At 47.7% G+C, this 24278-nt stretch carries 24 protein-coding genes and 3 rRNA genes; all 27 read right to left on the bottom strand.

The features are described from left to right. Positions 1 to 2: 2 nt before the first annotated feature. Positions 3 to 773, bottom strand: coding sequence for a MotA/TolQ/ExbB proton channel family protein (locus FIU82_RS00905; RefSeq protein ID WP_022945917.1), 771 nt, complete (start codon positions 771 to 773; stop codon positions 3 to 5). Positions 774 to 904: 131 nt separating this feature from the next. Further along, positions 905 to 2893, bottom strand: a complete 1989-nt coding sequence (locus FIU82_RS00900) for a PEGA domain-containing protein (protein WP_152440110.1) — start codon at positions 2891 to 2893, stop codon at positions 905 to 907. Positions 2894 to 2898: 5 nt separating this feature from the next. After that, positions 2899 to 4335: a hypothetical protein gene (locus FIU82_RS00895; RefSeq protein WP_152440109.1), complete on the bottom strand. Its 1437-nt coding sequence runs from the start codon at positions 4333 to 4335 to the stop codon at positions 2899 to 2901. A 23-nt stretch (positions 4336 to 4358) separates the two neighbouring features. Continuing rightward, positions 4359 to 5624, bottom strand: a complete 1266-nt coding sequence (locus FIU82_RS00890) for a hypothetical protein (protein ID WP_253946329.1) — start codon at positions 5622 to 5624, stop codon at positions 4359 to 4361. Between the two features lie 14 nt (positions 5625 to 5638). Next, positions 5639 to 6148: a hypothetical protein gene (locus tag FIU82_RS00885; protein WP_152440108.1), complete on the bottom strand. Its 510-nt coding sequence runs from the start codon at positions 6146 to 6148 to the stop codon at positions 5639 to 5641. A gap of 293 nt (positions 6149 to 6441) precedes the next feature. Next, positions 6442 to 6556 (bottom strand): 5S ribosomal RNA (rrf, locus tag FIU82_RS00880). A 115-nt stretch (positions 6557 to 6671) separates the two neighbouring features. After that, positions 6672 to 9556: ribosomal RNA gene (locus FIU82_RS00875) — 23S ribosomal RNA — on the bottom strand. Positions 9557 to 9815: 259 nt separating this feature from the next. Continuing rightward, positions 9816 to 11350: ribosomal RNA gene (locus FIU82_RS00870) — 16S ribosomal RNA — on the bottom strand. Together the 16S, 23S and 5S rRNA genes form the textbook arrangement of a ribosomal RNA operon. A gap of 674 nt (positions 11351 to 12024) precedes the next feature. Next, the gene (gene rplQ, locus FIU82_RS00865) at positions 12025 to 12426 is read right to left on the bottom strand and encodes a 50S ribosomal protein L17 (RefSeq protein WP_022943959.1); all 402 of its coding nucleotides are present in this window, start codon (positions 12424 to 12426) and stop codon (positions 12025 to 12027) included. A 40-nt stretch (positions 12427 to 12466) separates the two neighbouring features. After that, positions 12467 to 13453 (bottom strand): DNA-directed RNA polymerase subunit alpha, encoded by a 987-nt coding sequence (gene rpoA / locus FIU82_RS00860; protein WP_022943958.1) that lies wholly within the window; start codon positions 13451 to 13453, stop codon positions 12467 to 12469. A 24-nt stretch (positions 13454 to 13477) separates the two neighbouring features. Further along, positions 13478 to 14098, bottom strand: coding sequence for a 30S ribosomal protein S4 (gene rpsD, locus FIU82_RS00855; RefSeq protein ID WP_022943957.1), 621 nt, complete (start codon positions 14096 to 14098; stop codon positions 13478 to 13480). A gap of 21 nt (positions 14099 to 14119) precedes the next feature. Then, a complete protein-coding gene (gene rpsK, locus FIU82_RS00850) occupies positions 14120 to 14506 on the bottom strand; it encodes a 30S ribosomal protein S11 (protein WP_022943956.1) in 387 nt (128 codons plus the stop codon). A gap of 13 nt (positions 14507 to 14519) precedes the next feature. Then, positions 14520 to 14876 carry a 30S ribosomal protein S13 gene (gene rpsM, locus FIU82_RS00845; protein WP_022943955.1) on the bottom strand — a complete coding sequence of 119 codons (357 nt, stop codon included), beginning with the start codon at positions 14874 to 14876 and terminating at the stop codon, positions 14520 to 14522. A gap of 130 nt (positions 14877 to 15006) precedes the next feature. Then, positions 15007 to 15120 carry a 50S ribosomal protein L36 gene (gene rpmJ / locus FIU82_RS00840; protein ID WP_002959476.1) on the bottom strand — a complete coding sequence of 38 codons (114 nt, stop codon included), beginning with the start codon at positions 15118 to 15120 and terminating at the stop codon, positions 15007 to 15009. Positions 15121 to 15142: 22 nt separating this feature from the next. Continuing rightward, positions 15143 to 16471, bottom strand: coding sequence for a preprotein translocase subunit SecY (secY, locus tag FIU82_RS00835; RefSeq protein ID WP_022943954.1), 1329 nt, complete (start codon positions 16469 to 16471; stop codon positions 15143 to 15145). A gap of 11 nt (positions 16472 to 16482) precedes the next feature. Further along, complete coding sequence (gene rplO, locus FIU82_RS00830; protein ID WP_022943953.1) at positions 16483 to 16917, bottom strand: 50S ribosomal protein L15; 435 nt, start codon at positions 16915 to 16917, stop codon at positions 16483 to 16485. A gap of 5 nt (positions 16918 to 16922) precedes the next feature. Continuing rightward, positions 16923 to 17102: a 50S ribosomal protein L30 gene (rpmD, locus tag FIU82_RS00825; RefSeq protein WP_081604373.1), complete on the bottom strand. Its 180-nt coding sequence runs from the start codon at positions 17100 to 17102 to the stop codon at positions 16923 to 16925. Positions 17103 to 17108: 6 nt separating this feature from the next. Beyond that, on the bottom strand, positions 17109 to 17615 hold the full coding sequence (gene rpsE / locus FIU82_RS00820) for a 30S ribosomal protein S5 (RefSeq protein ID WP_022943952.1): 507 nt from the start codon (positions 17613 to 17615) through the stop codon (positions 17109 to 17111). Positions 17616 to 17624: 9 nt separating this feature from the next. Further along, the gene (gene rplR, locus FIU82_RS00815) at positions 17625 to 17978 is read right to left on the bottom strand and encodes a 50S ribosomal protein L18 (protein WP_022943951.1); all 354 of its coding nucleotides are present in this window, start codon (positions 17976 to 17978) and stop codon (positions 17625 to 17627) included. A gap of 9 nt (positions 17979 to 17987) precedes the next feature. Next, positions 17988 to 18521: a 50S ribosomal protein L6 gene (rplF, locus tag FIU82_RS00810; RefSeq protein WP_022943950.1), complete on the bottom strand. Its 534-nt coding sequence runs from the start codon at positions 18519 to 18521 to the stop codon at positions 17988 to 17990. A gap of 12 nt (positions 18522 to 18533) precedes the next feature. Beyond that, positions 18534 to 18926: a 30S ribosomal protein S8 gene (gene rpsH, locus FIU82_RS00805; RefSeq protein ID WP_022943949.1), complete on the bottom strand. Its 393-nt coding sequence runs from the start codon at positions 18924 to 18926 to the stop codon at positions 18534 to 18536. Between the two features lie 21 nt (positions 18927 to 18947). Then, positions 18948 to 19253 (bottom strand): 30S ribosomal protein S14, encoded by a 306-nt coding sequence (rpsN, locus tag FIU82_RS00800; protein ID WP_022943948.1) that lies wholly within the window; start codon positions 19251 to 19253, stop codon positions 18948 to 18950. Between the two features lie 10 nt (positions 19254 to 19263). Next, the gene (gene rplE, locus FIU82_RS00795; RefSeq protein ID WP_045980290.1) at positions 19264 to 19803 is read right to left on the bottom strand and encodes a 50S ribosomal protein L5; all 540 of its coding nucleotides are present in this window, start codon (positions 19801 to 19803) and stop codon (positions 19264 to 19266) included. 15 nt (positions 19804 to 19818) lie between these two features. Next, entirely contained in the window at positions 19819 to 20133 is a 315-nt protein-coding gene (gene rplX, locus FIU82_RS00790) for a 50S ribosomal protein L24 (protein ID WP_022943946.1), read from the bottom strand. Between the two features lie 10 nt (positions 20134 to 20143). Beyond that, positions 20144 to 20512, bottom strand: coding sequence for a 50S ribosomal protein L14 (gene rplN / locus FIU82_RS00785; RefSeq protein WP_022943945.1), 369 nt, complete (start codon positions 20510 to 20512; stop codon positions 20144 to 20146). A gap of 318 nt (positions 20513 to 20830) precedes the next feature. Next, positions 20831 to 22768, bottom strand: coding sequence for an AsmA family protein (locus FIU82_RS00780; RefSeq protein WP_022943944.1), 1938 nt, complete (start codon positions 22766 to 22768; stop codon positions 20831 to 20833). A 68-nt stretch (positions 22769 to 22836) separates the two neighbouring features. Beyond that, positions 22837 to 24261: a PLP-dependent aminotransferase family protein gene (locus FIU82_RS00775; RefSeq protein ID WP_152440107.1), complete on the bottom strand. Its 1425-nt coding sequence runs from the start codon at positions 24259 to 24261 to the stop codon at positions 22837 to 22839. Positions 24262 to 24278: the final 17 nt, after the last annotated feature.

The raw sequence follows: 24278 nt of genomic DNA, 5'->3' as shown, positions 1-24278 counted from the left end.
AGTTACTTATGCAAATGCGTCAACAGATGGGTTTCACAGTTGTTTTTGGTCTTCAACACCATTTCATCTTGGCGGTTATTTAAGTGAAACAACACATACATCAAGACAATGGACAGCAGCAGTGACACTAAGGTTGAATTAAAGGCCACGCCAAGCTTATCGACCATGCCGGCAATATCCCCAGCGACGGCCTCTTCGGCCTTGGCCAGCGCCGAGCCGATACCACGCACTGTGCCGACAAAGCCGATACTGGGAATGGCCCAAATGAAAAAGCGGATCATGGCGTTACCTGCCTCTAACTGCGCGGCAAGAGACTCGACGCTATCACGAATCGCATCGGCAGCGTGCTGCACGTTTTGCGTGTTTTTATAACGACGTAAACAGTTGATCCACGTTGCAACTGAGCTGTTTGTCGCACTTTCGCCTTGTTCCAGATAAGCCAGAGCCTCATCCACAACTAAAGGTTTATCCTTGGCAAAGGTTTGCAAATAATCGAAGGTAAATACTGGCTCCTCTTTACTGACAATGCGGTAATATTTGTACGCCATCAGAATCAAGCAGAATATAGCCAAAGTGATACAAGCCTGTTGCTCGGCATCTTTGAGTATTACCCACACATTCGCTGTGGCTCCGGCCCCATGAGCGGCAATAGCGGCCTCAGCGGCCGGGCGAATAAGGCCCTGATACAAGAGGTGCACAACAACGACGGTAAGCACAAACACACTCACCGATACCCAAAGTGGTAAATTCATGCGCGTATTATCACTACTCATAGTGCATCCTTAAATATCAACGGGGAAAGTGGCCGGCGAGTCGAGGCTAATTTTTGCAGCCACCGCCACTCCCCCTACCGTGCATGCCAGTATGACACTGACTAAGCCGACAATAAGTTTACGTTTCATTTTTACCTCTCATAACGCGCTATGCGAAAGCCAATAGTGGCGCTTGGCCCGTCGCTGATGATCTTTACGGCGCCGCGCAGCGATTGCATGCGCCCAGATAAATAATTGCCCCCTTTAGCAATGGGGTTCCCGGTGGAGCGCGGCCCGGTGTAGTCGATATGCACCTTACTCAGATCTGGGGTAACATAAGAGCTGCTATCAAACACCCACTCACTGACATTGCCTGCCAAATCATACAGCCCCGCTTTATCAGCGCGAAAGCTACCGACTGGGGCTTTGTTAGCAAAGCCATCTTGATAGTTGGCAAAGTAGAAAGGCTGCTGACCCTTTAAACTGCTATCAGCAAAGTTTCCTGCATCACGAGGAATACGCTCACTATCGCCCCATACATATTTAGTGGCGCGAGCGCGTTTTGCTTTTTTCGCCAACCATTCCCACTCCGCCTCCGTTAATAACCGGTAACCTCGTGCTTGTGGGTTAATACCAAGCAATTGGTTATTGGCGATGCGATAGTAAGGTGTCAGCGCCTCTTGCTCACTCAACCAATTACAGTATTGCAGCGCGCGTAGCCAAGAGATATTGCTCACGGGTAAAGGGGATGGAGCGACATCGTTGGCGAAGGCACTGAATTGCGCTTCGCTGATCTCATGCGCTGACACCCACACTGTTCGTGAAAAATCGACCTTTACCGGAAACTCATTGCGTTTACGGCCTATTTCATTTTGCGGCGAGCCCATGGTAAAGGCATCCATAGAGAAACGCTTCATGTCTATACCTAAGGTTGATACAAACAAAGGCCGCCCTTCCCTACGCCGAGCGTCAAACTCGGTTAATAGCTCAACATGCATAGTGGTTGGGTGCTCAGCGCTCGGTGTAAGCTTTTTGTGTACCGCGCGATAGCCCGGTTTTGCCACCTTCACATCATGGGCCAACGCTGGCAACGTGGTGGTCAATGGGGTAGCAGCCACAGGTTGCTCATCAATATACACCTGAGCTTGGACATTACTGGTAATAGTCACCTTGCCTTGCTCAGGCTTAAGAGTAATAGGATACGCCTTATGGGTCTGCGGCGGTAAAATCACCTTGCTATTAAAGCTGTAAAACCCCGGTTTGACATAACGCACGCTGTGCATGGTATTGGCATCAACCGAGAGCTCTGTCTCGCTGATCAACTGACCGTTAACAAATAAGCTGCCGCCGCTGGGCTGCAAGGTAAAAGCGAGGGTTGCTTGTTGCGCCTTGAGTTGATAGTTACGCTCCACACTGGGAAACTGCTCGGTTACCTCGAGCTCTTCGGTACTGTCTCTGTAGCCCTGCTTTTGCACGGTGATTTGATAAATACCCCCACTAACGGAGAGGGAGAATGGCGTTTGCCCTTGAAGCTGGTCATTGACATAGACATCCGCCCCGCTGGGGACGGAAGCAACGGTCAACGCGCCCTTAATAGGCTTAAGTAAAGGCTCAAGGGTTAATGTTTGTGCACGCTCTAGTTCAATGCGCTTTTGCCAGCGCTGGTAGTAAGGGTTCTCTATGCTTAACTGGTATTGCCCTTGCTCAAGGGGCTCACTGATGGCCGCGCCTTTGCCCAGTAATTGCCCATCCACGACCCACAAGGTATGCTCGGCGAAGGGCACGGATACTTTTGCTGCCAACGTGCCCGGCTTTGGCTTCAGCTCCACCTCAACCACACTGGCTGTGGTAGCTGTGATTTGCTGTGCATGGTCATAGTAAGTTGGTGATGAAACTTGCACGCTCACATCACTGGCTAAGCGATATAGTACATTGTCAGACAACCATCCCATGCCTGAAGTGACCTTAAACTGCGCCTGTTGCGCAGCAGGCTCAGGTGAGACCTTAATGGTGTGGCCTTTAACTACAAATAGATAGACAACAACCGTAAGTGCTAACAACAGCGCTAGCAAAGCACCAATAAGCATTGGCAACAAAGTGCTTTTTTGCCGCTGCTTGAGTTGTGCGTCTAAATCAGACATAGATCTTAAATCCTTTTAGTACAGGCTATGGTGAGCGATACGCTGTGGCTGTCACTGTTCACGATGAGTTTCTCTTTTACCGTGACATAGCCAGAGCGTCGCCCCTCGATGGTATAGCTACCGGGCAACAACGGAAGCGTTTTTTCAGTAAACTCACCAAGGCGCTCAACACCAAAAATTCGTACCTGGGTCTCGCCATCTGATAGCAAAGTGATCTGCACCGGCGTGCTCATCTCTTTTAGGTGCGCACGTAAGATATCAATACTACGAGCTAAATCCCGGGAGTAAGGTTTGAGTGGTTGAGCACGGGTGAGCGCTTGTTCGGCTTGAGCACGTATGCTGCTATCACTTAAACGCTGTGGCCGCGTTAAATACACATTAAGTTTTTGCTTGGCGGCTAACACCTCGCGTCCTCGTGCGGCTAGCGCAGTAATGGTGCTATCTCCTGGCGCCTGCTGTAAGTATTGCTCGGCTAATCGAATAACCTGTTGCCACTGTTGCTGCTCGCTGGCTTGTAGGAGTAAAGCGCGCGTTTGCTCGGTGCTCAATTGCCTTTGCTGTTTAGCTAACTGAGCCTTTAGCAGCGCCAGAGTATTCTTATCACCTTGCAATTGTGCAATACGCGATATCGCTTGCTGAGCCTGTTGCAACTGCTGTTGTTGTAACGCCTGCTGAGCCAGCTCTAAGGCTGCACTCAATTGGGTTTGTCGCAATGATTCTTGAGCCGCTGCTAATTTTTGTTTTAACTCATCTCGGTTGGGTTGCACTTGAACGAGCTGTTGCAATGCAGTGACTTGCTTAGGCACATCTCGCTCCGCTAACGCTCCTTGATAAACGCGCCACCAGTGCTGTTGCTGCGCAAAACCATCAATGCGCTGTTGCAATTCCTTGATGCGCGTATCTTGGTCATTAACCGCAGTTAACTTTTGCACATATAACTGCGCTTCCTGCGGGCGCTGCTGAGTCAATGCCTGCTCAGCTTGTTGATACCAACTATCAGCTGCCTCAAGCCAGTGCTTCTGTAACTTTTCAGCCATGGCTATCGAATGCTTAAGATGCGTTTCAACCTCGCGGAATTGGCTTTGGGCAAAGGCTTGCAAGGCCAGTTCATAGGCCTGCGTTGCTTGTTGGTGCTTAGCTGGGGCAAAGGATTGAATCTGACTTCGGGCTAATAGTGGTTGATATTGCTGCTCATAAGCAAGTATCGCCTGTTGCGCTTGCTCACGGTGTTGTTCATTTGCCTCAACAGCGCTGCCAGCCGCCTCTGTCGGCGTGCTGGCTTGCTGCTGTACCTCCAAGGTGGTGAAGTAATAAGCCCCAATGCCAGTAGCTACCAACAATACGCTAGCTAGGGCAATCGCCACATAGGTACCCACTTGCGATTGGCGAACCTGAGTCTGCTTTTTTAACTGCTCATCAAGTGAGCTTTGTTCTGGTTGCACAACAATGGCCTTAGGTTACTGCATTAGTTTGCACTACTTTCCAACTGGTACATTTTGCGCAAGTGTGCTTTCCATTGCTCATATTGTTCCGCCGCAGTGCCTGTCAGCTCAACTTCTTGCTCATTGAACTCCATCACCTGGGGGCTTAGGGTGAGGTCCAAGCCTTGACCCATTTCGTCAATAACCGCCGACGCTACTCGCAAATTTTCATTGGCCTGATATGCATCTTTCAATAGCCATGCGCTACCCAACGCTCCAGCGGTTTTTGCTACCGCTGTGGATGTGGAAGTGGAGTTATTACCCAAGGCGAGGGCGGCAATAAAACCTAACGCCCCAATAACCGCTTTAGTATTGCGCTCGGACCGCGCTTCGCGCGCCCGTACGGCTTCCGGTAAGGTCTCTCTTTGCCACTTACGATAAGGGCCATTCGTTGTTTGCTGAAATACAGCAAACTGATCCTGTAGACGGTCGACAAAAAGCATGTCTTGATTACGCAATACCTCAATGCGCTGCAGCATAGGGTCGTTTTCTGCTGGCATGGCGTTCAGCTCGTACTTGTAGAACTGCGTCCCTCTTTTACTTTCTAACTGTTGCGATAAATACCCATCGAAAGCATCAGGGGCATAGTAGTGGGCATAACGCACTAGAGTGGTGTTTTTAAGTTGCTGCTTTTGCTGCTCTGACATATCCGTTAACAGCTCATAGACATAATCGGCTACCTCAACAAACACCGGCTCATAAGGGTCTTTATCTTGGTTCACTGCATCGCGAAAGAAGCTTTCCGATACTTGGTGCTCAAAGTCCTCAGTGTCAATGGGTTCGCCGCTACTATCGACCACCGTAACTTCTAAACGAATAAATTCTGAGTCTGAATGTAAGACAGTACCTAGCACGTATAAATCGGCACTGGTGTTAGCATTGGGCACCACGGATACGGAACCGAATGCTTTGGTCTTGGCTAAAGCCTGCTTGGTTTCTACGGCAAAACGCTTGGCCTCAGCACGGCGTAATTGTGGCCATATATCTAACTCATCAAGCTCTTGATAATCAACGTGGCCGGTATCATCGTCGATAGGGAAGCCGGGATTAAAAACAGGAATAGCCACATCTAAATAAATATCGCTGTTATACGTATAGCGCTTCGCCTCGGGAGACGGGCTTTGTGATTGCGTGACGCCCGGCCCCACTGCTATAGGCCCAGTCCGTGTAGTAGTAGACTTGCAACCACTCACCAATAAGAGTGATATCAATAATGCACTCATTAGGTGTATTTGAACTAAATATTTCATGTCACTGCCCATCCTTACCGAGTACAACGATAGTCTTCATACTGCTGCAGTAAAGCACTGCGTGTTGCCTCATTGGTTTCCTTCTGAATCTCTTCGTATAGCATAGTGCAAATTATCGAGTCGTTGTCTTTTGGCGCGACCACTTGCTGCTCTCGACCAGGGCCTGCCTTACGCTCTTTGTCATCTACCTCAGTGTTATTTTGTGCTTGCTGTTGTAGCATTTCGTTCTGCCCCTGAGCTTGGTCTTGTGTTTGCCGTGTCGCTTGGGCATTGTTATTTCCTGTACCTTCACCCGCCTGCTGTGCCGCCATGCTTTGTTGCACTTGGTCCATGCAAGTACTGTATCGGTTAACTGAATCAAGTAACGCATTTTCCATTAGGCTAATACGCTCTTCCTTGGTTAATGTTGCCGGGTCGACCTCTTCAATCTCTACCGCCGTGCAATCATAGGCACGATAAGGAGGTTGCTCAGCGCTCACTGATAAACTGCTCAATAGTATTAATAGTACAAAGCAAGTACGCATATACCTCCTCGGCAGAGTTCAACTGCTTTATAAAGACAACAGATAGACTATATGTATCGTTTTTTTAGCCATAAAAGCAATCATTAGTTTGTAGGATTTTGTTAGCTGGAGATATTAACAATGGCATTGAGCGCAGCTTTTGCAAGGCTAAAGCCTTGCCTACAGATGTGGTAAAGGGTGATGCTGTGTTGTAGGTCAGGGTTTACCCTGACTAGGGTGATGCAAGGCTGAGGCCTGGCCTACAGGCATAAAAAAACCCGCTGCACTAATGCAACGGGTCTCTCTAATTAGGAGCCTGGTGATGACCTACTTTCACATGGGCGAACCCACACTATCATCGGCGCAGTTCCGTTTCACTTCTGAGTTCGGCATGGGGTCAGGTGGGTCCAGAACGCTATTATCACCAAGCATAAACTTGGGCTAACACGGCGTGTTAGTCATTTGGAAAGCCGTACAAGTAAATCTACTTTAGTCTCTTAACTTCTGTGCTTAAACAGTCACATACAAACCACTTTGGCGTTGTATGGTTAAGCCTCACGGGTAATTAGTACAGGTTAGCTTAACGCCTTGCAGCGCTTCCACATCCTGCCTATCAACGTTGTCGTCTTCAACGGCCCTTTAGTGGCGTTAAACGCCAAGTGAGAACTCATCTCGAGGCTCGCTTCCCGCTTAGATGCTTTCAGCGGTTATCGATTCCGAACGTAGCTACCGGGCAATGCCTTTGGCAAAACAACCCGAACACCAGCGGTTCGTCCACTCCGGTCCTCTCGTACTAGGAGCAGCCCCTCTCAATTCTCAAACGCCCACGGCAGATAGGGACCGAACTGTCTCACGACGTTCTAAACCCAGCTCGCGTACCACTTTAAATGGCGAACAGCCATACCCTTGGGACCGACTTCAGCCCCAGGATGTGATGAGCCGACATCGAGGTGCCAAACACCGCCGTCGATATGAACTCTTGGGCGGTATCAGCCTGTTATCCCCGGAGTACCTTTTATCCGTTGAGCGATGGCCCTTCCATTCAGAACCACCGGATCACTATGACCTACTTTCGTACCTGCTCGACGTGTCTGTCTCGCAGTTAAGCTGGCTTCTACCATTACACTAACCGTACGATGTCCGACCGTACTTAGCCAACCTTCGTGCTCCTCCGTTACTCTTTGGGAGGAGACCGCCCCAGTCAAACTACCCACCAGGCACTGTCCGCAACCCCGATTCAGGGGCCAACGTTAGAACATCAAACATACAAGGGTGGTATTTCAAGGATGGCTCCATGATTACTGGCGTAACCACTTCAAAGCCTCCCACCTATCCTACACATGTAGGCTCAATGTTCAGTGCCAAGCTGTAGTAAAGGTTCACGGGGTCTTTCCGTCTAGCCGCGGGTACACAGCATCTTCACTGCGATTTCAATTTCACTGAGTCTCGGGTGGAGACAGCGTGGCCATGGTTACACCATTCGTGCAGGTCGGAACTTACCCGACAAGGAATTTCGCTACCTTAGGACCGTTATAGTTACGGCCGCCGTTTACCGGGGCTTCGATCAAGAGCTTCGACAAAGTCTAACCCCATCAATTAACCTTCCGGCACCGGGCAGGTGTCACACCGTATACGTCATCTCACGATTTAGCACAGTGCTGTGTTTTTAATAAACAGTCCCAGCCACCTGGTCACTGCGACCCACTTCAGCTCCAGACGCAGGTCCTTCACCTAATGTGGGCGTACCTTCTCCCGAAGTTACGGTACTATTTTGCCTAGTTCCTTCACCCGAGTTCTCTCAAGCGCCTTAGTATTCTCTACCTGACCACCTGTGTCGGTTTAGGGTACGATTCGATATAGACTGAAGCTTAGAGGCTTTTCCTGGAAGTATGGCACCAACAGCTTCCACTCCGTAGAGTGTCGTCTCGACTCTCAGCCTTAAAGAATCCCGGATTTACCTAAGATTCAAGCCTACTGCCTTTCACACGGACAACCAACGCCGTGCCTGCCTAGCCTTCTCCGTCCCCCCATCGCATCTATACCAAGTACGGGAATATTAACCCGTTTCCCATCGACTACGCCTTTCGGCCTCGCCTTAGGGGTCGACTCACCCTACCCTGATTAACATGGGATAGGAACCCTTGGTCTTCCGGCGTGCGGGTTTTTCACCCGCATTATCGTTACTCATGTCAGCATTCGCACTTGTGATATGTCCAGCATGCCTCCCGGCACACCTTCAGCCACTTACACAACGCTCCCCTACCCCGCAACATAAAGTTGCAGCCGCAGCTTCGGTGGTATGTTTAGCCCCGTTACATCTTCCGCGCAGGCCGACTCGACTAGTGAGCTATTACGCTTTCTTTAAAGGGTGGCTGCTTCTAAGCCAACCTCCTAGCTGTTTTAGCCTTCCCACATCGTTTCCCACTTAACATACACTTTGGGACCTTAGCTGGCGGTCTGGGTTGTTTCCCTCTCCACGATGGACGTTAGCACCCACCGTGTGTCTCCCGGATAGTACTCATTGGTATTCGGAGTTTGCATGGGGTTGGTAAGTCGGGATGACCCCCTAGCCCAAACAGTGCTCTACCCCCAATGGTATTCGTCCGAGGCTCTACCTAAATAGATTTCGGGGAGAACCAGCTATCTCCCGGTTTGATTAGCCTTTCACTCCAAGCCACAGGTCATCCCCTAACTTTTCAACGTTAGTGGGTTCGGTCCTCCAATTGATGTTACTCAATCTTCAACCTGCCCATGGCTAGATCACCGGGTTTCGGGTCTATACCTTGCAACTCAACGCGCAGTTAACGCTCGCTTTCACTACGGCTACCCTATTCGGTTAACCTCGCTACAAAATATAAGTCGCTGACCCATTATACAAAAGGTACGCAGTCACCCTCGAAGGGCTCCTACTGCTTGTACGTACACGGTTTCAGGTTCTATTTCACTCCCCTCACAGGGGTTCTTTTCGCCTTTCCCTCACGGTACTGGTTCACTATCGGTCAGTTGGGAGTATTTAGCCTTGGAGGATGGTCCCCCCATATTCAGTCAAAGTTTCACGTGCTCCGACCTACTCGATTTCACTTATTAGACGTTGTCGTGTACGGGACTATCACCCTGTATCGTGGCACTTTCCAGAGCCTTCCACTAACATCAAATAAGCTTAAGGGCTGCTCCGATTTCGCTCGCCGCTACTTTCGGAATCTCGGTTGATTTCTTTTCCTACGGGTACTTAGATGTTTCAGTTCTCCGCGTTCGCCTCTTACACCTATGTATTCAGTGCAAGATACCTGCAAGCAGGTGGGTTTCCCCATTCGGAAATCCTGGCCTCAAGCGCTTTTTACTAGCTTGACCAGGCTTATCGCAAGTTAATACGTCCTTCATCGCCTCCAACTGCCAAGGCATCCACCGTGTACGCTTAGTCACTTAACCATACAACCCAAAGTAGTTTGAGCTGTTTGGTGCGACTGTTTAACTTCGCCAGAAGTTATAGAATACTAAAGTAGACGCACAATTAATCTGTCGATTAACTGGCATTTTCTTTACTTATTGAGAACTCTAAATCACTTACGTGATTCAAAGTTTTTATCAGCTTTCCAAATTGTTAAAGAGCAAATATTACCTACCCGCCTTGGCAAGTAAGTAACAATCATCTGTGTGGACACTGCGAACAAATTCGTTCTAAATCGTATAAGGAGGTGATCCAGCCCCAGGTTCCCCTAGGGCTACCTTGTTACGACTTCACCCCAGTCATGAATCACTCCGTGGTGATCGCCCTCCCGAAGGTTAGGCTAACCACTTCTGGAGCAACCCACTCCCATGGTGTGACGGGCGGTGTGTACAAGGCCCGGGAACGTATTCACCGCGACATTCTGATTCGCGATTACTAGCGATTCCGACTTCATGGAGTCGAGTTGCAGACTCCAATCCGGACTACGACGCACTTTAAGTGATTCGCTCACCCTCGCAGGCTCGCAGCACTCTGTATGCGCCATTGTAGCACGTGTGTAGCCCTACACGTAAGGGCCATGATGACTTGACGTCGTCCCCACCTTCCTCCGGTTTATCACCGGCAGTCTCCTTAGAGTTCCCGACCGAATCGCTGGCAACTAAGGATAGGGGTTGCGCTCGTTGCGGGACTTAACCCAACATCTCACAACACGAGCTGACGACAGCCATGCAGCACCTGTCTCAGAGCTCCCGAAGGCACCAATCTATCTCTAGAAAGTTCTCTGGATGTCAAGTGTAGGTAAGGTTCTTCGCGTTGCATCGAATTAAACCACATGCTCCACCGCTTGTGCGGGCCCCCGTCAATTCATTTGAGTTTTAACCTTGCGGCCGTACTCCCCAGGCGGTCTACTTAATGCGTTTGCTTTGGAAAACAGCTCCGAAAAGCCGAGCTCCTAGTAGACATCGTTTACGGCGTGGACTACCAGGGTATCTAATCCTGTTTGCTCCCCACGCTTTCGTACATGAGCGTCAGTGTTGACCCAGGTGGCTGCCTTCGCCATCGGTATTCCTTCAGATCTCTACGCATTTCACCGCTACACCTGAAATTCTACCACCCTCTATCACACTCTAGCCTGCCAGTTCGAAATGCAGTTCCCAGGTTAAGCCCGGGGCTTTCACATCTCGCTTAACAAACCGCCTGCGTACGCTTTACGCCCAGTAATTCCGATTAACGCTCGCACCCTCCGTATTACCGCGGCTGCTGGCACGGAGTTAGCCGGTGCTTCTTCTGCAAGTAACGTCACAGATGTAAGGTATTAACTTACACCCTTTCCTCCTTGCTGAAAGTGCTTTACAACCCGAAGGCCTTCTTCACACACGCGGCATGGCTGCATCAGGCTTGCGCCCATTGTGCAATATTCCCCACTGCTGCCTCCCGTAGGAGTCTGGGCCGTGTCTCAGTCCCAGTGTGGCTGATCATCCTCTCAAACCAGCTAGGGATCGTCGCCTTGGTGAGCCATTACCTCACCAACTAGCTAATCCCACTTGGGCCAATCTAAAGGCGAGAGCCGAAGCCCCCTTTGGTCCGTAGACATTATGCGGTATTAGCCGTCGTTTCCAACGGTTGTCCCCCACCTCAAGGCATGTTCCCAAGCATTACTCACCCGTCCGCCGCTCGACGCCAGAGGTGCAAGCACCTCTTCGTTTCCGCTCGACTTGCATGTGTTAGGCCTGCCGCCAGCGTTCAATCTGAGCCATGATCAAACTCTTCAATTAAAAGTTTTTTTTGAATCCGAAGATTCAGCTCAATGAATACTGATTTTGATATCTGTCGATATCGAATTGACTGTGCTGCAATAAATTAAATTTATTGCCGTTGGTCACTCAGCTCAATTGAGACTCTAAATTTGTTTGCGTCATTCAGTAAAACTGAAATCCGCTGTTAGAACTCAATCTGTACGAGTGCCCACACAGATGATTGCTTCATATTTTTAAAGAACGTTTTAGGCTTTCGCCTCGGAAGCTTTGCTCCCGTTCAGGGCTGTGCATTCTACTCAACCCCACTTTATTGTCAACACTTTATTTTAAGAAGTTTGCATTTTTCAATGCGCTGTTTAAAACTCAGTTTTACTTGACTCACCCAACTCGTTGAAGTGCTTGTTTGTAAGCAGTCCGCCGTGTCGGTGGATGCGCATTATAGGGAGATTCGATTTCCACGCAACCCCTTTTTTAAAGAAAACTGCAAAAAACGGATCGTTTGAACAAAAATAAAACTAAAACTACTGTATTTAACAGTTATAGATCTATTTAAGATCTAAATTGCTACATTTAAGATGTTTTATATAGAGAAGGGTTTAGCTAAATAGCTATATATAGAAGAGCTGAAATTTAATTTTGGCCATAAAAAGAAAAAGCCGAGCATAAGCTCGGCTTTTTGTGTCTTTTACGACTTACTCTGCAGACTGTGCGTCTTCTTGAACGTCTTCGCTCGCAACTGGGCGATCTACTAGTTCAATGTAAGCCATTGGTGCGTTGTCGCCTGCACGGAAGCCACACTTCAAAATACGAGTGTAACCACCAGGACGGCCTTCGTAGCGAGGACCAATCTCGCTAAACAACTTACCAACAACTTCTTTATCACGCGTGCGAGCAAATGCTAAACGGCGATTTGCAACGCTATCAGTCTTAGCCAGTGTGATTAAAGGTTCAATTACACGGCGCAGCTCTTTCGCTTTAGGCAATGTTGTTTTGATGATTTCGTGCTTCACCAAAGAACCAGCCATATTGCTGAACATCGCTTTGCGATGGCTGCTGTTACGGTTTAATTGACGACCACTCTTACGATGGCGCATGACCCTATCCTTCTAACTAAACTAAATATAGTGATTTAGATTACTCAGCTAAGCTTGCTGGCGGCCAGTTTTCTAGGCGCATGCCTAGAGACAGACCACGTGATGCAAGCACGTCTTTGATCTCAGTTAGAGACTTCTTACCTAAGTTAGGTGTTTTCAGAAGCTCAACTTCGGTACGCTGTACTAAATCACCGATATATTGAATTTGCTCGGCTTTCAAGCAGTTTGCTGAACGAACTGTTAGCTCAAGATCATCAACTGGACGAAGCAGAATAGGATCGAATTCTGGCTTCTCTTCCTTCTCTTCTGGCTCAGAAACATCACGTAAGTCTACGAATGCTTCTAATTGCTCAGCAAGAATGGTCGACGCACGGCGGATCGCTTCTTCAGGATCTAAAGTGCCGTTTGTTTCCATATCAATGATTAACTTGTCTAAGTCAGTACGTTGTTCAACACGTGCTGATTCGACCGAGTACGCAATACGCTCAACTGGGCTGAATGATGCATCAAGCAACAAACGGCCGATTGGGCGCTCATCGTCTTCAGAGGATACGCGGCTAGAAGCTGGTACATAACCACGACCACGCTCAACACGGATGCGCATGCTGATCTCGCTATTGTCAGTTGTTAAATGACAAATTACGTGATCAGGATTGCTGATTGTTACATCACCATCGTGCTGGATATCTGCCGCAGTCACAGGGCCTACACCAGATTTAGTCAGGGTCAGAAAAACTTCATCTTTGCCTTCGATATTAACTGCTAGACCTTTAAGGTTTAACAGGATTTCAATGATGTCTTCTTGTACGCCTTCTTTCGCGCTGTACTCATGTAAAACGCCATCAATTTCTACCTCAGTAACTGCGCATCCAGGCATAGATGACAACAGAATACGACGTAGAGCGTTTCCTAGAGTGTGACCAAAACCACGCTCAAGCGGCTCTAGTACCACTTTTGAACGAGTTGGGTTGATAGCGTCGATATCGACTAACCTTGGTTTTAGGAATTCGGTTACAGAACCCTGCATTTTATCCTCTCTTAACTCTTAACTTTACTTCGAGTAAAGTTCGACGATTAGTTGTTCGTTAATGTCCGCAGACAGATCAGAACGCTCAGGTAGGCGCTTAAAAGTACCTTCCATTTTCTTACCGTCAACTTCAACCCAAGTTGGCTTCTCACGTTGCTCAGCCAATTCTAGAGCTCCAACGATACGTGCTTGCTTCTTCGACTTCTCACGAATTTCTACCTGATCTTCAGGAGTAACGTTGAAAGAAGGAATGTTTACAACACGACCATTAACCATAATCGCTTTGTGACTTACTAGCTGACGCGCTTCAGCACGTGTACTTGCAAAACCCATGCGATATACAACATTGTCTAGACGTTGCTCTAGAAGCTGAAGTAGGTTTTCACCTGTATTGCCTTTAAGGCGAGCAGCTTCTTTGTAGTAGTTACGGAATTGCTTTTCAAGGATGCCGTACATACGACGAACCTTTTGCTTTTCACGTAGCTGTAGACCGTAGTCAGATAAACGACCCTTACGGGCGCCGTGCTGACCAGGTGCTGTCTCAAGTTTACACTTAGAGTCGATAGCTCGTACGCCGCTCTTAAGGAACAGGTCAGTACCTTCACGACGACTTAGCTTGAGCTTAGGGCCCAAATATCTTGCCATGTTCTTTCTCCTAACCTATTGTTATACGCGACGTTTCTTCGGTGGACGACAACCATTGTGTGGAATTGGCGTCACGTCAGTGATGTTTGTGATACGGAAACCAGCAGCATTCAATGCACGTACAGCAGACTCACGGCCTGGACCTGGACCTTTAATGAATACTTCTAAGTTCTTCAAACCGTATTCTTGTGCAGCAGTACCTGCACGCTCTGCAGCTACCTGAGCAGCGAATGGTGTAGATTTACGTGAACCACGGAAACCTGAACCACCGGCAGTTGCCCAAGAAAGTGCATTACCTTGACGGTCTGTAATCGTAACAATAGTGTTGTTGAAAGACGCATGAACGTGAGCCATGCCATCAGCAACTTGCTTTTTGACCTTCTTACGACGAATTGGTGCTTTAGCCATAATTTACCCCACCTTATTTCTTGATAGGCTTGCGAGGACCCTTACGAGTACGCGCGTTAGTCTTAGTACGCTGACCACGTAGTGGTAGCGAACGACGGTGACGTAAACCACGGAAGCAACCAAGGTCCATAAGACGCTTGATGTTCAAAGTAACTTCACGACGAAGATCACCTTCTACAGTGTACTTGCCAACTTCTTCACGAAGCGTGTCAAGAGTTTCGTCATTTAGTTCACCGATTTTAGTATCTTCTGCGATACCTACCGCTGCCAAGATCGCCTTAGCGCGGGTTTTACCTACACCATAAATTGAGGTTAAACCAATAACCGCATGTTTATGATCAGGAACGTTAATGCCAGCTATACGGGCCACTAACACATCTCCTATAGTTTAAATTTGGTAATCATCTTCTCGAAAAGCCCGTTAGGATACTCAAGTGATGACCAAACTACAATGAAAAACACAGGCCGAGCATACCACTCAGCCTGCATGACTTGTTTAATTAGCCTTGCCTTTGCTTGTGCTTAGGCTCACTGCAAATCACACGTACAACGCCGGCACGTTTGATTACTTTGCAGTTACGGCAGATTTTCTTAACGGAAGCACGTACTTTCATTACTCAACTCCGTAAACCGACCTTATCGGCCATAGCCTTTAAGGTTTGCTTTTTTCAGCACAGAATCATACTGATGTGACATCAGATGGGTCTGTACTTGTGCCATAAAGTCCATGATCACAACAACGATAATCAAGATTGATGTACCGCCGAAGTAGAATGGCGTTTGCCATGCCATGGTCATAAACTCGGGCACTAGACAGATAAAGGTAATGTACAAGGCACCTGCCAATGTCAGGCGTGTCATTACTTTATCAATGTATTTCGATGTCTGCTCACCTGGACGAATACCTGGAATGAAAGCTCCAGATTTTTTCAGGTTGTCTGCAGTTTCACGCGGGTTGAAAACCAACGCAGTGTAGAAAAAGCAGAAAAAGATAATAGCAGCAGCCAAGACCATTGCGTACAGCGGTTGACCCGGAGTCAATGCTGTGGAAATGGCTTGTAACACGTCAGCTACAGGACCTTCACCCTGGCCGAACCAGCTTGCAATTGTACCAGGGAACAGAATGATACTACTAGCAAAGATTGGTGGAATAACCCCAGCCATATTTACTTTCAACGGCAAGTGTGTGCTTTGAGCAGCGTACACCTGACGACCTTGTTGGCGCTTTGCGTAGTTAACAACAATACGACGTTGACCACGTTCAAAGAAAACCACCAAGTAAGTAACGGCAAACACGATTACCGCAATCAATACCAGTACCAAAATGTTCAATTCACCTTGGCGCGCCATTTCGGCTGTCGAACCAATAGCAGACGGCAGGTTAGCTACGATACCAACAAAAATCAGAACTGAGATACCGTTACCGATACCACGCTCTGTAATTTGTTCGCCCAACCACATCAAGAACATACAGCCGGTTACTAAGCTCACTACAGCAGTGAAATAGAAACCAAAGCCGGGGTTAACAACTAACCCGTCCATCATGTTCGGTAAGCCAGTAGCAATACCGATTGATTGGAACGTAGCAAGCACGAGCGTACCATAACGCGTGTACTGACTGATTTTCTTACGCCCCTGTTCACCCTCTTTTTTCAGCTCTACCATCGCAGGATGTATATGCGTTAGTAGCTGCATGATAATTGAGGCCGAAATATAGGGCATAATACCCAGTGCAAGTACCGAAGCACGCTCAAGCGCACCACCGCTGAACATGTTGAACATTTCAACAATGGTGCCCTTCTGTTGCTCGAAGAATTCGGCAAGTACAGCGGCGTCAATCCCAGGGATCGGCACGAATGAACCTAAACGGTAAATAATGATAGCACCGAGTACAAATAGTAAACGACGCTTCAACTCCGCAAGCCCGCTTTGTGCACTTTGCATATCGTGACCTGGTTTAGCCATAAAGTACTTCCTTACTCTTCTACCTTGCCTCCGGCAGCTTCAATCGCTTCGCGTGCACCTTTGGTCACTTTAAGACCTTTAACAGTGACGGCGCGAGAAACTTCACCAGATTTAACTACTTTAACGAACTGGATGTTCTTCTTAACCAGACCAGCTGCTTGTAACGCGTTTAGATCTACCACATCGCCTTCAACTTTAGCGATTTCGAATAGATTCACTTCTTTAGTCGCAAGAGACTTGCGTGAAGTGAAACCAAACTTAGGTAGACGGCGTTGCATAGGCATTTGACCGCCTTCGAAACCAACGCGTACTTTACCACCAGAACGTGATTTTTGACCTTTGTGACCACGGCCACCAGTTTTACCTAGGCCAGAACCGATACCACGGCCCACACGTTTGCCGGCTGATTTTGCACCTGCAGCAGGTGAAAGTGTATTCAAATTCATTCGAATTACCCCTCAACCTTAACCATGTAAGAAACTTGGTTGATCATACCACGTACTGAAGGCGTATCTTCTAGCTCTACAGTGTGGTTGATACGACGTAAACCAAGGCCACGTAATGTAGCTCTATGCTTCGGCAAGCGGCCGATTGAACTACGTACTTGAGTTACTTTTACTGTATTTGCCATGGTGTCTTACCCCAAAATTTCTTCAACGCTAAGACCACGCTTCGCAGCAACTGCTTCTGGAGACTTCATGTTCTCTAGTGCTGAGATAGTTGCGCGAACAACGTTGATCGGGTTAGTCGAACCGTAGGCTTTTGACAATACGTTTTGTACACCAGCTACTTCTAGTACTGCACGCATCGCACCACCGGCGATGATACCAGTACCTTCAGATGCTGGTTGCATGTACACTTTAGAACCAGCGTGACGACCCTTGATAGGGTGCTGAAGTGTATTGCCTTTAAGCTCTACCTTGATCATGTTACGACGTGCTTTTTCCATTGCTTTTTGAATAGCAGCTGGAACTTCACGTGCTTTACCATAACCAAAACCTACTTTACCTGCGCCGTCACCTACTACTGTAAGTGCAGTGAAGCTAAAGATACGACCACCTTTAACCACCTTAGACACACGGTTTACCGCGATTAGCTTTTCAGCCAAATCAGGCTGTTGTTGCTTTGCTTCTACGTTAGCCATTGTCTACTCCTAGAATTGCAGACCGGCTTCACGCGCTGCATCCGCAAGCGCCTTCACACGGCCGTGATATTTAAAGCCACTGCGGTCAAAAGCGATACTTTCGTTAACGCCTTTTTCAGCCGCACGTTCTGCAACTGCTTTACCCACTGCTTGAGCAGCTTCGATGTTGCCAGTGCCTTTAACTGTTTCAGCAATTGCTTTCTCAACAGTAGAAGCAGCAGCCAGTACACTACCCTCAGCACTAATAACCTGAGCATAGATGTGACGTGGCGTGCGGTGGATAACAAGGCGGATTTTGCCCTGTTCAATAAAATTTCTACGTGAGCGCTTAGCGCGACGTAGACGTGCTGTTCTCTTATCCATCGTCCTACCTTACTTCTTCTTAGCCTCTTTACGACGCACGTATTCGTCAGCATAGCGAACACCTTTACCTTTATAAGGCTCTGGCTCACGGTATGCGCGAATGTTTGCAGCAGTTTGACCAACTAGCTGCTTGTCTGCGCCCTTAACAACGATCTCAGTTTGGCTCGGAGCTTCAATCGTGATGCCCTCTGGGATCTCGAAGTTGACTGGGTGTGAGAAGCCTAGCGTTAAATCTAGTACTTTACCTTTCACCGCAGCACGGTAACCAACACCAACTAGCTGTAGCTTCTTCTCGTAACCGTCGTTCACACCAACAATCATGTTGTTGATAAGTGCACGTGCAGTACCAGCTTGAGCCCAAGCGTTAGCAACGCCTTCTACAGGTTTAGTGGTGATTACATTGTCTTCGAATGAAACTTCAACCGCTTCGTTGATAGCACGGCTAAGTTCACCATTCTTACCTTTAACTGTGATGTCCTGGCCTTTAAGCGTGATTTCTACACCGGCTGGAACATTAATAGGTGCCTTTGCTATACGCGACATAGTCCCCTCCGATTACGCTACAAAGCCAATGATTTCACCGCCCACGCCAGCGCTACGCGCAGCACGGTCAGTCATCAGGCCTTTAGAAGTTGATACGATAGCGATACCTAGACCACCCATTACCTTAGGTAATGCGTCACGTTTCTTATAGATACGTAGACCAGGGCGGCTAACACGCTGGATGTTTTCGATTACAGCTTTGCCTTCGAAGTACTTAAGCTCGATGTTTAGTTCAGGTTTAGCGCCTTCTGTTACTGAGTAACCAGAAACATAACCTTCATCAGTTAGTACTTTAGCAACTGCTATTTTCAGCTTTGAAGATGGCATTGAGATAGAAACCTTCTTCGCAGTCTGGCCGTTACGGATACGTGTGAACAAATCCGCAATAGGATCTTGCAAGCTCATTGTCTTACTCCCGTGATTCTATTACCAACTAGCCTTTTTAAGGCCAGGAATTTCACCGCGCATAGCTGCTTCGCGAACTTTGATACGGCTTAGGCCGAACTTGCGAAGGTAACCATGTGGGCGGCCCGTGATGTTACAACGATTACGTTGACGTGCAGGGCTTGAATCACGCGGAAGAGTCTGAAGCTTCAGAACCGCGTCCCAACGCTCTTCATCTGATGAATTAACATCGCTGATGATAGCTTTTAGTGCCGCACGCTTTTCAGCGTATTGGGCAACTAGTTTAGTGCGCTTTGCTTCGCGCGCTTTCATTGAATTCTTTGCCATAACCCTACCCTTATTTCTTGAATGGGAAGTTAAACGCTTCTAACAACGCACGGCCTTCCTCATCATTCTGCGCAGAAGTAGTGATAGTGATGTCTAGACCACGTACACGGTCTACACGATCATAATCGATTTCTGGGAAGATGATTTGTTCACGTACGCCCATGCTGTAGTTGCCGCGACCGTCGAAAGACTTAGCGCTTACACCACGGAAATCGCGAATACGCGGGATAGCGATTGAAACCAAACGCTCAAAAAAGTCCCACATACGCTCGCCACGTAGGGTTACTTTACAACCAATTGGGTAGCCTTCACGGATCTTAAAGCCAGCAACTGATTTGCGTGCTTTCGTGATAAGAGGCTTCTGACCAGAGATTGCTTCTAGATCAGCAACAGCGTTTTCTAGAATTTTCTTGTCAGCTAGGGCTTCGCCCACACCCATGTTTAATGTGATCTTTTCGATCTGAGGGACTTGCATGACAGAGCTGAAACCAAACTTCTTTTGAAGTTCAGCGACTACTTTGTCTTTATATACTTCATGCAGTTTCGCCATCGTCTACTCCAACTATTAAATAGTTTTACCAGTAGATTTGAAGATACGTAATTTCTTACCGTCTTCAATCTTGAAACCTACACGATCTGCTTTACCCGTTTCCGAGTTGTAGATCGCAACGTTTGATACGTCGATAGACGCTTCTTTCTCAACAATACCGCCAGCTTGGTTCAACTGAGGAACAGGCTTTTGGTGCTTCTTGATAAGGTTTACGCCTTCAACAAATACTCGACCAGTTTCAGTAACAACTGAAAGCACTTTACCGCGCTTACCTTTGTCTTTACCGGCCAGTACGATTACTTCGTCATCACGACGGATTTTTGCTGCCATGATCGACTCCTTATAGTACTTCTGGTGCTAGTGAAACGATCTTCATGAACTTTTCAGTACGAAGTTCACGAGTCACAGGGCCGAAGATACGGGTTCCGATTGGCTGGTTGCTATCGTTTAAGATAACAGCCGCATTGCTATCGAAACGGATCAAAGAGCCGTCTGGACGACGAACGCCTTTTTTGGTACGCACAACAACCGCGTTTTTAACATCACCTTTTTTAACTTTGCCGCGAGGAATCGCTTCCTTAACAGCAACTTTAATGATGTCACCAACCGATGCGTAACGACGGTGTGAACCGCCAAGGACTTTAATACACTGCACTTTGCGGGCGCCGCTGTTATCTGCAACGTCCAGCTGAGTTTGCATTTGGATCATCTTAATGTGCTCCGGTGTAGTTACAACTCGCCATAATTCCGTTAAAAATTAAGGCATTAAATAAATTATCCGCTCAATTAACAGGCAACTTTTCGGTTACTTGTGTGCTGAGGGCGGGCAATTGTATCAGTAATGGCGGGCAAAAGGTAGGCTAATTTTTAATTAATTTCTTTACTTAGCTCGGTTAATAAAGGCTCTGAGAGCCCTAAGGTGAGAACAGAAAATTATCGAAAACAGGCTATTTTTCGCACCATCAATTGCTTATAAAAGCATCAAGGCACAAAAGTGCCTTGATGCTGCATGTATATATGGGGGGGATTAGCCGCCAAACAAGCCTTTGAGTTTGTCTTTTACTTTTTCTTTGGCTTTTTCTTTCACTTCCTCTTTGGCAGCCTCACCAACGTCCAAGTTAACCGCCACGTCATGGAAAGGACCTTTTATACGAACCGGAATTTTGAAACCGGTACTGTCATCGGTGGTGCCTTGACCTTCGATTGAATCCACAATCCCCGTTACTAAGCGGTAGTTTACCTTGGTCGCGGGGAGATCCACTTGGCCTTCACCAGTAATACGAATGAGCGGGCTTAGCAACGACAAATCTGAGTTGACGCCAACGCCTTTGGTAAAGTTCATACTCCCCGTTAAAGCGGTAAAGTCTGTCTGCTGAGACTTATCAAAACCAGTATTAAGGCCTTGTGAAAGTGCGGATGTATTTCCCTTAATGAGTTCCTTCGCCTTTCGCACCAATTCAGCAATGTTCGCTCCTTTAACAGCACCATCGGCAAAACTGAATGCTAATTTGCCAGCCAGCGCATCAACGAAGTCTTGTTGGCTTTGCCCTTCGGTAGTCAGTTGCCAATTGAGCGCCCCTTTACCCATTAACTTATCAAACTTCACCGCATCGCTAAGAAGAGGCTCAGCATTTATACCACTGAGGTCAAACTGAGTATCGATGTGGTAAGGCTGTCGCGCTGCGTTCAGCGTTACTTTGCCGGTTCCCTGGCCTTCATAGGCAGCGAATTTATCCATACTGAGAGTGGCTACGGCATTATCAAGCTTAATACTGAATTGGTTCTCACCGAGTGTAATATCACGCGCTTTTAAGCCACTTGAGCGAACCACAATATCGGCATCAAGGGCATTCAGGGCAGAAAGATCTATCGGCGTATCATCCCATTCTAAGGGTTGAGCCTGAGAATCATCATTACTTGGTTGCTCGGTATTCGCGGCAGGCTCCGGTAAGTAAGGGTTTAAATCTAGCATGCCCAAATCTACGTTGGCAGTAAGCGCTAAACGCTCGCCAAGGTGAATCGTACTCATACCTTCGATGGCAAGCTGATCTAACGTCGCCACGAGCTTATTAATAGTAAAAGCCTGTCCTTGCAGTTGCATACTGCCCTCTACACGGAAATCATTAAACGCGTTGTCTTTGGCATTGAGCTCAACGCCTTGCCACTTGGCAATGCGCTTCACCGAATCCCCTTGCAACATCAAGGTGCCGCTAATGTTTCCACCCTGCTCAGCAATGTTGCCTTTAAATTCCATATCAACAAGCGCAGATGTTAAGTTTTGCGTAAGCGTAAATGGTCGACCTTCGATGGCTTTGATTGGGTTATCCAATTCTATATCAAGGTTAAACCGCTCACCCATGTACGTTATGCCCCCTTCTAATTCTAAAGGTTGGCGTAACGATTTAAGTAATACCGCTAATTCCAAGTCGCTAATTTGTTGTTTACTTCCAGTTTGCCCGTCCAGATAGGTAAACTGACCACCATAAATAGCCACTTCTCCAAGCTCAATATCAAAGTTGTCTGGCAGCTTGACTTGGCCTTGCTCAGTGCTTTGTTGCGATTGCTCAGTTGCGACCTTATCAAAGAGCTGCCAATTGCCTTGGCCTTGGGCATTTGTTTCCAGCAACACATCCGGCTCACGGATAACAAACTTATCCAGCTTCACTTCGCCAGAGAATAAGGTGCTCCAGGGGATATGCACATCCAATTGTTTCATCGTCGCCATATTGGCTCGCGATCCCCCTTCCATATTACTAAAGCTAACATCATTAAGCTCTAATCGCAGTGAAGGGAAAATCGCTAAGTCTTTATCGCCGGCAATCGTCAGTGTGCGCCCTGTGGTGTTTTGTACCTGCTCTGACACTTTATTGAAGATGGCATCGACAGGAATAAAGAAAGGAATGGCGATGAGTAAGCCGATAATTACGACTATGATTACGCCCAAAACCTTGGCTAGGGTCTTCATGGTGAACCTCGTTCCATTAAAGCAAATGTGTTTAGCATAACCTAAAGTAGTTATCTGTGTAATTGTAGTTAAAGTTCATGAATATAGGATGATAGTTGCTGAGCCAGCGTATGCACTGCTTGCGCCATGGTTTTCTCCCAAGGTAGGGCGAAGGTCATACGAAAAAAACGCGCATAATCGATTTGTGGCATAAAGAGTTCGCCAGGCGCAATGGCGATACGCCGAGTAATCAACCGTTGCCATAGCTCATCACTGCAGCCTCCTTGGGGAAGCTCAAACCATAAGCTTGGCCCACCACCGATGTCTTGGTATAAATGTGCAACGCCAAAGTGATTGAAAATTTCATCAACCTGCTGGTACTGCCTTAATAGTTGCGCTCGTAAACGTCGGGTTAAACGGCGATAGTCACCACTGCGATACAAATGAGTAACCAGCTCTTGGCTCGCGATGTCGCTCGCCTCACTAAGCACTGATTTAGTCAAAATAATATCAGCAGCGCAATTACGGCAGAGCATATACCCCAAGGTTAGAGCAAACGACAATGTATCACTGTAGTCACATATGCTGATCACCGCTAGAGAGCTATCTTCATCTAAGAGGCTCGCAATTGACGGAGGTCGAAACTCACTAAAACTAAGCTCGCCACGGTCATATTCAATTAGTGCAACATCATGGCGCTGCGCCCAAGCCAACAATGCACGTTTTTGTTGTTCGCTCAGCAGGCGCCCTGTCGGATCTTGATAATTAGGGTTAAAAATATAAGCGCGAATGTCATGCTCCTGTCGAGCCTGCTCCAATAATGCCAATTCGGTTTCGAAGTCCGGCTGTATAGGGACACCCACATAGGCTTGAGCGCTGTGGTGCAAATGCGCCAATATAAAAAATGAGCTTGGAGACTCAACTGCCACCTTATGCTCACTCAACCCTAATCCCTTTAACGCCAAAGTAAGTGCCGAACTGCGTCCATGGGTGATCACGACCTCGGCTGGATTTATAAGCTGCTGACTCAACGCATAATGTGTCGCAATTTCTTGGCGCAGCGAATCAATACCGGCTTCGCGATTGTCTTGGAGTAATTTAAATGGACGCTGCCTGCGCACACGCTTTTGAGCCCGCGTGAGTAACGCTTCGTTGTCTAATACCGTACTTGGCCCAGTGCAGGATAGCGGCACTATATCTGCGTCGTTAAAACTGTATTGCACCGCTTTGTGTAACGGCATGGAAATCAGCTCACTTGGGATTAATTTATCACCAAAGTTTTGTTGCGCAGTGCTTTGTTGACGAGCACAAACGTAATAACCACTGCGCGGCCGGGCCTCAATGAGTTGTTGTCTTTGCAAATGTTCATAAATTTTAGCAGCTGTCGATATCCCAACTTTTCTTTCACGAGCGAAATCCCGGACAGAAAGAAGCCTATCACCCTGTTTTAATTGGCCATTATTAATTGACTTAGCTAGTACCTCGGCCTCTCGCTGATAGATAAAACTAGGCATCTGTATTGCTTATTTTT

This window comes from Pseudoalteromonas sp. THAF3 (assembly GCF_009363775.1).
GTDB classification, from domain to species: Bacteria; Pseudomonadota; Gammaproteobacteria; order Enterobacterales; family Alteromonadaceae; genus Pseudoalteromonas; species Pseudoalteromonas ruthenica.
This window is presented reverse-complemented; position numbering and strand designations above follow the sequence as displayed.